At 74.6% G+C, this 8,505-nt stretch carries 4 protein-coding genes; 1 reads left to right on the top strand and 3 read right to left on the bottom strand.

What is annotated here, in order from left to right:
- Together WN71_RS37450 and WN71_RS37445 are read right to left on the bottom strand one after the other, a co-directional pair.
- On the bottom strand, positions 1–4,351 hold a 4,351-nt coding region (locus WN71_RS37450; protein ID WP_071369933.1), incomplete at its 3' end, for a serine protease.
- A gap of 6 nt (positions 4,352–4,357) precedes the next feature.
- Positions 4,358–4,795, bottom strand: coding sequence for a CU044_2847 family protein (locus WN71_RS37445; RefSeq protein WP_063777753.1), 438 nt, complete (start codon positions 4,793–4,795; stop codon positions 4,358–4,360).
- 132 nt (positions 4,796–4,927) lie between these two features.
- Here WN71_RS37445 and WN71_RS37440 point away from each other — a divergent pair, with 132 nt between their 5' ends.
- Positions 4,928–6,019: a coiled-coil domain-containing protein gene (locus tag WN71_RS37440; RefSeq protein WP_046592797.1), complete on the top strand. Its 1,092-nt coding sequence runs from the start codon at positions 4,928–4,930 to the stop codon at positions 6,017–6,019.
- Positions 6,020–6,083: 64 nt separating this feature from the next.
- Here WN71_RS37440 and WN71_RS37435 read toward each other — a convergent pair whose 3' ends face one another.
- Positions 6,084–8,261 (bottom strand): AAA family ATPase, encoded by a 2,178-nt coding sequence (locus tag WN71_RS37435; protein WP_071369932.1) that lies wholly within the window; start codon positions 8,259–8,261, stop codon positions 6,084–6,086.
- Between the last annotated feature and the right edge of the window lie 244 nt (positions 8,262–8,505).

The following is an 8,505-nucleotide window of genomic DNA, read 5'->3' as shown; positions in this document are numbered from 1 at the left end:
GCCGGGGGGTGGGCGACTCGACGGGCGGCGGGGCGAGGCTCGGGTCGGTGGCCTCCGACTGGTCCCGCTCCTCCTCCAGTTGCGCGGTGATCTCCTGCGCCCGGTCCATGCGGCCCTGGGAGCGCAGGAGCGGGACGTAGTCCCGCCGGGCCTGCCGCTGCTGCTCCTGGTCCCCGGCCTCGATCGCCTGCTCGAAGCGGCGGAACGAGTCCTCCGTCAGCCCCTGGTTCCAGGTCGCCCAGGCCAGCATGTGCAGGGCCTCCGGGCGGTGTTCGACGTCGTCCGAGTCGGCCAGCGGTTCCAGGACCCCCCGGGCCTCGGCGTACTTGCCCTGCCTCGCCAGCGCGCTCCCCAGATAGCGGCGGATCATCGGCTCCAGCGCGGGGACGCCGTCGGCCAGCGCCTGCGCGAGCAGGGTCTCCGCTTCCGCCAGTTCGTTCGAGGCGCAGCGCTCCACCCCGAGATACGCCCGCGCCTCGGGAGCCGTGTCCGCGAAGTTCGTCTCCAGCGCCAGGTCGAAGAGTTCCCGCGCGGTGTCGATCTCGCCCATCTCCAACAGGTGCTTGCCGGTGCCGAGATAGGCCACCGCCATCGCCTCCTGGTCGCCGGAGTCCTCGGCGCTGGTGAGGAGCGCGTCCGCCGCGTCCTCGTCGCCCGCGCGCAGTTTCATCACGCCGAGATAGGCGCGCGCCACCGCGGTCACGTCGGACGGCTCGTCCTCGATCACCGACTCCAGCAGCCGCCCTGCCTCCTCCTCCAGCCCCTCGTCGTGCAGTTCCTTCGCGAGATAGAACCGCGCCATCTGCCGTACGTCGGGGAAGTCGGTGGCCGCCGCCGTACGCAGCAGCGCCACACCGTCCGCGCCGCGCCGGGTGTGGATGAGCACGAGCCCGAGCAGCGCCTGCGCCAGAGCCACCACCATCTCGTTGTCGGAGCGCACCACTTGGTGCAGCAGCACCTCGGCGTCGTCGAACCGGTCGTGGTCGGCCAGCATCACCGCGAGGTCGACCGACGCGACCAACGACCAGCGGACATGCCCGGAGTCCACGGCCCGACGGTAGGCCGTCTCGGCGTCCCGCGGCTGCCCGAGCCGGGTGAGCAGATCGCCCAACAGGTCGGCGGCCTGCGGCATGTGCTCCGGATGCGCCGAGTCGACGACCCCCTCCAGCAGCTCCCGGGCCCGCGGGGCGTCCGTGGCGGACAGCAGCTGCGCCAGGTCGATGCGCGCGATCAGCGACCACTGGGGGTGCCCGGACGCGATCGCGGTGCGGTAGGCGCTCTCGGCCTCCTCGGCGAGCCCCAGCCCCGCCAGCATCACGCCCAGCGACTCGGCGGCCCGCGGACCGTTCTCCCGGTGCCCCGAGGCGACGACACCCTCCAGCAGCCGTTGCGCCTCCGCCGCGTCGTCCCGGGTGAACGCCAGCGCGGCGAGGCCGATCTGCGCGCTGCCCGACCAGTCCGGATGGCCGCCGGCGAGGGTCCGCCCGAACCACGCCGCCGCCGCGTCCGGGTCGAACCGCTCGTCCGTCAGATACCACTCGCCCAGTACGTACGCCGCGCGCGCCGACTGCTCCGGATGATCCGACTCCGCCACCGCGCGCAGCAGACCGGTGCCCGCGTCGGCCTCGCCCTGCTGGAGCAGCAGGATGCCGAGGCTCACCTGGGCGACGGGCGCCACCAGCGGATGCCCGGAGGCCAGCACCGCCTCCAACTCCTCGCGGGCTTCGGCGAATCGCTCCTTGAGGATGAGGACCTCGCCGAGTCCCGCCCGCGCGAGGGCGACAGCGTGGAACTGGTTGCTGTCGACCACGGAACGCAGCATCGCCTCGGCGTCGTCGAGGCGGCCCTGGCTGACGTAGAGACCGCCGTACAGTGCCTTGGCGAGCGCGCCCACCATCTGCCCGGACACGGCCTGGCCGACCGACCGGGACAGGCTCCACGGCTGGTCGGTCGGCATCCGGCCCAGGCTGGAGTCGCGGGTCTGGCCCTTGCCCGGACGCTGGAGGGCCGCGGTGTCGCCCTCGTCGGACACCGCTCGCGCCATGTACGTCGTGGCGATCGGGGCGACCTCGGAGTCACCGCTGTCGAGCACGGTTTGGAGCATCAGCTGCGCCTGCTCGTGGTCGCCCTCGCTGATCAGCAGGCCGGCCAGCTCCACCTGCGCCAGCTGGACCGCCAGGAGGTCACCGGAGTGGGCGGCCTCCTCCAGCAGCGCGCGGGCGCGGTCCCGGTCCGTCGCCATCAGGACGCCCGCCAGGTCCACTTGCGCGTACGGAACGACGGCGGCGCCGCCGGACTCCAGCGCCTCCTCGAACCGCGCCACGGCGCCCACGAAGTCCCCCCGGTACAACTGGAGCTGACCGAGCATCAGGCATGCCCAGGCCGCGCTTTCGGGATCGGGCGGCGGGCCCTCGGCCGGGACGGCGGCGGTGCCGGGGGCGGAGTCGGATCCGACGCCGGACGCGGTGCCCGGCGTGACGTCGTCCGGTGCGGTGCCGTCCGGTGTGACGTCGTCCGGTGTGGCGGGAGGGCCGTCGAGGGCGCGCCCGGCGGCGGCACGCGCGGCCGCCCGGACGCCTGCGAGGAGCCGCTCGGCGACCTCGGCCTGCTCGTGCAGCAGTGCCGCGTACGCCACCGACAGCAGGCCCGGCGGGGTCGTGAGACCGGGTGCCTCGGCCCAGGCGAACTCCGGTACGGCGGCCATCGGGTCGACGCCCGCCCGCACGTCCAGGTACTCGGGGATGTAGGGGAACGCCCGGTAGGCGTGCTCCGCGCCGGACTGCCCCACCCGCTCCAGCAGCGCGATGCGCCCGGCCACGGCCTCGCGGGCCCAGCGCAGTCCGGCCCGGAACTCCGTCTCGCCGGCGTCGGCGCCCGGGTGACTGCGCGCCATGTAGGCGAGGAACAGCCGCTGGAGCACGGCCTCGGGCACGGGCCCCTCCAGCCCCATCCGGTGCCAGTCCGCCGCCGCCTTCGTCACGGCCCAGCCGGGCGGACAGCTCTCGAAGGCGCCCCCCAGCCGGTTCTCCAGGACGGGCGCGGCGACCAGCTGCTCGCCGATGCCCCTTTCGCTGAAGTCCTCGTCCGGATAGTGCTGTTGGGCCGTCCGCCGCTCCTCGGGGCCGAGCAGGTGCGGCAGTTCGACGCTCTTCGCGCGGTTCAGCACACTGCGCGCGGTGCGGCCCATGTCGCCCTCCATGGCGAGCAGGCCGTCCCGGCGCTTCAGCGTGAGGGTGGCGACGAGGACGACCTTCCGCTCGGCGCGCCGGAGCCGGCTCAGCACCTTGAGGTCGAGACCGCCGGGCCGCAGGTAGTGGTGCAGGTCGTCCAGCCAGATCACGGCCGGGTCGGACGCCGTCGGCAGCGGCAGCAGCCGGCTGAGGTCCCCCGGGGCGGCATGGTCCAGCTTGGGCACGACCAGGCGGGCACGGGGCATGGTGCGGCGCAGCAGTTCGTACAGGGTGCGCGACTTGCCCGCCTTGGACAGCCCGACCAGCAGCACGAAGTCGGAGCCTTCGAGCGCCGCCTCCAGCTCCTGGTCCGGGCCGGGGCGGGCGATGTACGGCGCGCCCTCGGGGCGCCCGCTGAACTTCGACGGCGTGACGCCGATGTCCAGCGGATCGAGCTCCTCGACCCTCGGGATCGTCCCGTCCTCGCTCAACGGGACGGCGAGCAGGTCCTCCAGCTGGGAGCGCACCTCCGCGGTCGGCGTGTCCTCGATGTGCGGGGCCAGCTGCGGCCAGTACCCGGCCAGCGCCTCGACATGGATGGCGTACGCGGTGCGCCGGTCCTTCTTCTCGGTGACCGTGTCGCGGCCGACCAGCATGCCGACGACACCGCCGGCCTGCTGGTCGAAGACCGGCGATCCGGAGAAGCCGCCCTCCATGGCCCAGCCGACCTGGCCGGCCTGCACCTGGATCCACTCCCGCTCCGCGTGACCGACGATGTCGCCGACCACCGGGATGCCGTCGTGTTCATGGCCCTTGGGGTAGCCGTAGACGTGCATCCGGTGATCGGAGACGCCGTGGTGCGTCGAGCGCAGCGGGGCCGGCCGCGCGCCCGGCGGGAGCGGGCCGTCGAGTTCCAGGACCGCCACGTCGCCCTGGGTGCCGACGGCCGGGTGCCAGCCGCCCGCGACGACCCGGGCCGGCAGCGGCTCCTCGTGGTCCACGAACTGGAACACGACGTGGACCGGGCCGTCGGGCGGGGCCGTCACGTTCTTGCCCGCGACGACATGCGCGCAGGTCAGGATGTGGCGCGGGGTGCAGAGCAGGCCCGCGCCCTCGGGGGCGGCGTCCACCGCGCGGCGCACGCTCACCAGCCAGGGCGGGCGCCCGACGATGGCGGACATCCCGCCTCAGTCCTGCGAACCGGAGTCGGAACCGGAGCCGGTGCCGGTCCTGGTGCCGGTGGCGGAGCCGGAGGCCGGGTCCGGGCCGGTGGGGGAACCCGTCGCCGGGTCCGGGCCCGTGGCGGCGCCGGGCGCGGGGCGGCGCCAGCGCATCTTGACCACGAAGTGCGCCTCGGTGGCCGTCCGGGCGACGACGACGCCCGCCTCGGCGTTGAACTTGATCCCGAACTCGATCTCGTGCTCGTCCGGCGCGAAGGCGCGCAGGGTGCCCAGGACCGAGCGCAGGGCGGGCCCGGTGCTCGCCAGCGCGGCGGTCAACCGGTTGCCCGCGTCGGCGATGCCGGAGGCGTCGCGGGAGATGCGTTCGAGACCCGGAGAGTCCTCCTCCACCTCGACGACGAGCGACTCCCCGTCCGGCCCGGTGAACCGCACCAGCTCGCTCATCCCGCTCCCCCCTGAGCCAGGCCCTGTCCTGCGGTGAAGTGTAGTTGTGCATAAGCGAGTTGCGTGGACGTTTGCCCGGATAGGCTGGACTCGTCGGAGCTTGCGCCGCTGTGCGGTACGGGGGGATTGCCGGTGACGGAGGACGCCAGACGGGAGATCGCCTCGGCCCTGGCCGCGGACGACGGGGGCGCGGAGACCGCCCTGCGCGTCCTCGGCCTGGCCATCGGCTGGGCGGCGGCGGCCGTGCGGCGGGTCGAGGGCGGCGCGGCCGGAGCGGATGCCCTGGAGACGGTCTTCGCGTTCGACGACGCGCTGACGCGGACCCCGGAACTCGCCGCGGCGCTGCCCGCGCTGCTGGCGGCCGCGCGGCCCGGCGCGACCGTCGCCGAGCATGTCGCCCGACGCACCGGGGAACTGACCGCCGCGGCCGAGCGGGTGGCCGCGGCCCGCGCCGAGGCGGACGGACTCCGCGACCTGGAGCAGCGGGTGACCGAGCGGCTGGCCGAACACCGGGAGCTGCACGCGAAGGTCACCGAACTGCGGCGGCTGGCCCGGCTCGTGGAGGCCCTGGACGAACTCCGGGGCCAGCAGGAGGACATCGACGCGTGCCTGCGCGCGCTGCGCGGACAGGACACGGGCGTCGAGGAGACACTGCGCCGCGGCTCCGACAACCTGGTGCGGCTCTCCGAGAACCGGCTGAGCGCGCTGATGGAGCCCACCCGCGAGGCGCTCGTCCGCGCCGCCGACGCCCAGCGTCGGCTCGCCTACGAAGAGGCGGAGCTGATCCGGGGCCGAGCCGAACTCGCCGCGGCCGTGGACAAACTGGAGGAGATTCGGCGGGAGCGCGGCGCGCAGCTCGCCGGTCTGCGCCGGTACGCCGAGGCCACCCGTGACATCGCGCTGGCCCTCGCCGGGCCGGGGGGTGCCGCGGGGGAGTTCCCCGCGGGAGGCCGGGGCTGGGCACCCGGCGAGTTCGGCACCTGGCGCAAGCCCGACGCGCCCGACTCCGTCGGCGCACCGGACGCGCCCGTCGAGTACGCCGCGCCGGGGGAGTCCGGCGCCCCGGGCCGCAGCGGCGAGCCCACCCTGAAGGACCTGGCCGACACCGCCGACGCGATCGCCCGGCGGCTGCTCCAGGCGGACAACACCCTGCGCAGCGTCCTCGCGGAGCGCGACGCGGCGGAGACCGACGGCCGCCGGATCCTGCACCGCACGGGGGACTGAGGCCTTCCACCGGCGGCCCGCGCCTCCCGGCGGCCTTCATCGGCGGTGGGCGCCTCCCGCCCGTTCAACGGCCCCGCCCCGGCGCGTCCGGAACGTCCTCGGGCAGGTAGGTCGTCAGCACCTCCCGGTCCGCGGGCGCGCCCTTCAGCGTGCGGGAGACGCGGCGGGCCAGCCGGCCCTCCATCAGCTCCAGGAGCTTGCGCGCCGTGCGCGCGTTGCCGAACTCCGAAGGATGCCCGGCCCGTTCGGCGTCCAGCCAGAGGGCCGCCCGCTCCGCCGCTCCCCGCGTGATCCGGCAGCCGTCGGCCGCGGCGCTCCGCCGCAGGATCTCGACCAGGTCCGCCGTGGCGTAGTGCGGGAACGGCACGGTGAAGGTGAACCGTGAGGCCAGGCCGGTGTTCACCCGCAGGAACTCCCGCATCTCCTGCGGATATCCGGCCGCCACCACCACCAGCCGGCCGCGCCAGTGCTCCATCTCCCGGGTCAGCGTGTCGATCGCCTCGGTGCCGTAGTCCCCGTGCTCGGAGCCGGACGCCAGGCTGTACGCCTCGTCGATGAAGAGGACCCCGTCCAGCGCCGAGCGCACCGCCTCGCGCACCTTGGGCGCGGTCTGCCCGAGGTACTCGCCCACCAGGTCGGCGCGCGTGGTCTCCACGACATGGCCGCGGCGCAGCAGCCCGAGGCTGTGCAGCATCCGGCCGGTGATCCGGGCGACCGTGGTCTTGCCGGTCCCCGGCGGCCCGACGAACAGCAGATGCGGCGCCGGGAACGACCCGTGGTTGCGCAACTGCCGTATCCGCAGCCGGTCCGCGAGGGATTCGAGGACCTCACGTACCGGGGCGAGGCCGACCATGTCGTCCAGTTCGGCGAGCAGTTCGGCGGAGTCGGGTGCCGGGCGGTCGAGGTGGTCGCGGTAGCGCTCCGGGAGGTCGCAGGTCTCGACCGGCCGGTTCACCTCGCCGTCGATGCGCGCCGCCCACTCGGTGTACACGGCCGTCGCCAGCGTGCGCATCGCCCGCGCGTTGCCGAACGTCTCGTCCCGGCTGGCGTGCAACCCGACGACGACCTCCCGCAGTTGACCGGCGACGGCGTCGTCCCAGCGCAGCCCCAGCTCGGCCAGCCGGCGCAGCAGGATCGCGTGCAGCACGTCCGGTTCGTAGTCGGGGAACCGGACGACGTTGTCGTCCTCGAAACGGCTGGCGAGACCGGGGTTCGCCGCGAGGAACTCGGTCATCTTGTCCGGGTAGCCCGCCACGATCAGCACCAGCCGGTCCCGGTCGTCCTCCATCCGCTTGAGCAGGGTCTGGATCGCCTCGTCGCCGAAACCCTCGCTCTGGTCGCTCAGTCCGTACGCCTCGTCGACGAACAGCACCCCGTCCAGCGCCCGGTCGACCACCGCGTTCGTCATCCGGGCCGTGCCGCCGACGTGGTCGGCGACCAGGTCGCTGAGCGCGGGCTCCACCACATGGCCGCGGGTCAGCATGCCGAGGTCCCGGTACATCTCCCCGATCAGCCGCGCCACCGTCGTCTTCCCGGTGCCCGGGTTGCCGGTGAACACCAGGTGCGGGGAGGCCGGTTCGGCGTCCACGCCGCGCCCCTCGGCGCGCAGGTTGCGCTGGGCGACCAGCCGCGCCCGCAGCCGGGCCACATGCTCCTGGACCGGGCCGAGTCCCGGCATCGCGTTCAGCCGGTCCTCGGGCGAGGTCCCGTCGGGCACCGCGGACTCCACCCAGCGCCGGGCGCGCACCTCCTCCCGGCCCAGCAGGCCGTGCTCGTCGTGGAGTTCGCGCAGCCGGGCCCGCCAGCTGCGGGCGCTGCGCGCGCCCATCGCCATGGCCCCGAGGACCGGGTCGAGTTCGCGCCAGTCCGCGATGCGCAGGCCCTCGCGCAGCCGCAGCACGTGCACGAGCCGCTCCAGTTCGGCCGCCTCGGGGTGCCCGATGCCGATCGTGCCGCGGCCGTTCTGCGCCTCCCGCTGTCCCTTGAGGAAGTAGTCCAGCTGGGGAACGCCCCGGGAGGCCACGAAGTCGATCACCTCGTCCAGCCCGGCCCGGCGGAAGACCAGGAGGCACATGTTGCGGTTGTCGCTCTGCTGCGCCCAGTCGACGAGGACCCCGGCGAGCTGCCGTCCGGCCTCGGTGTGCTGGAGGATCTCGTCGGCCTGGGCGAGGACCACGGCCGTGCGGTGCGCCGTCTGCCGCAGATAGCCGTCGATCGTCATCACGCCGAACGGGTCCGACATGCCCCGCGACGGCTCCGGCCGCTCCGCCCCGACGCCCGCCGACGCCCCGCCCGCCGTCACACCTCCCGCGAAAGCACCGCCCGCACCCGTACCCCCCGCACCGGACACCCCGACCGGCCGACCGTCGGCCCCCTGCGCGAGCCCGCCCGCCCCGCCGCCCGGAGACCCACCGCCCGGAGACCCGCCGCCCGGAGCCCCGTCACCCCGAGCCCCGCCGAACCCCGGTACCAGCGCGTCCCCCAGC

Origin of the sequence: Streptomyces mangrovisoli, from assembly GCF_000974985.2 — a bacterium.
Classification (GTDB): Bacteria; Actinomycetota; Actinomycetes; order Streptomycetales; family Streptomycetaceae; genus Streptomyces; species Streptomyces mangrovisoli.
Note: the sequence above shows the minus strand (reverse complement) of the source record. Positions and strands in the feature narration are given on the sequence as shown.

Excerpts from the sequence above, each read along its gene's own strand:
- WN71_RS37445 (WP_063777753.1), bottom strand. The coding sequence starts at position 4,795 with ATGAGCGAGCTGGTGCGGTTCACCGGGCCGGACGGGGAGTCGCTCGTC.
- WN71_RS37435 (WP_071369932.1), bottom strand. The coding sequence starts at position 8,261 with ATGTCGGACCCGTTCGGCGTGATGACGATCGACGGCTATCTGCGGCAG.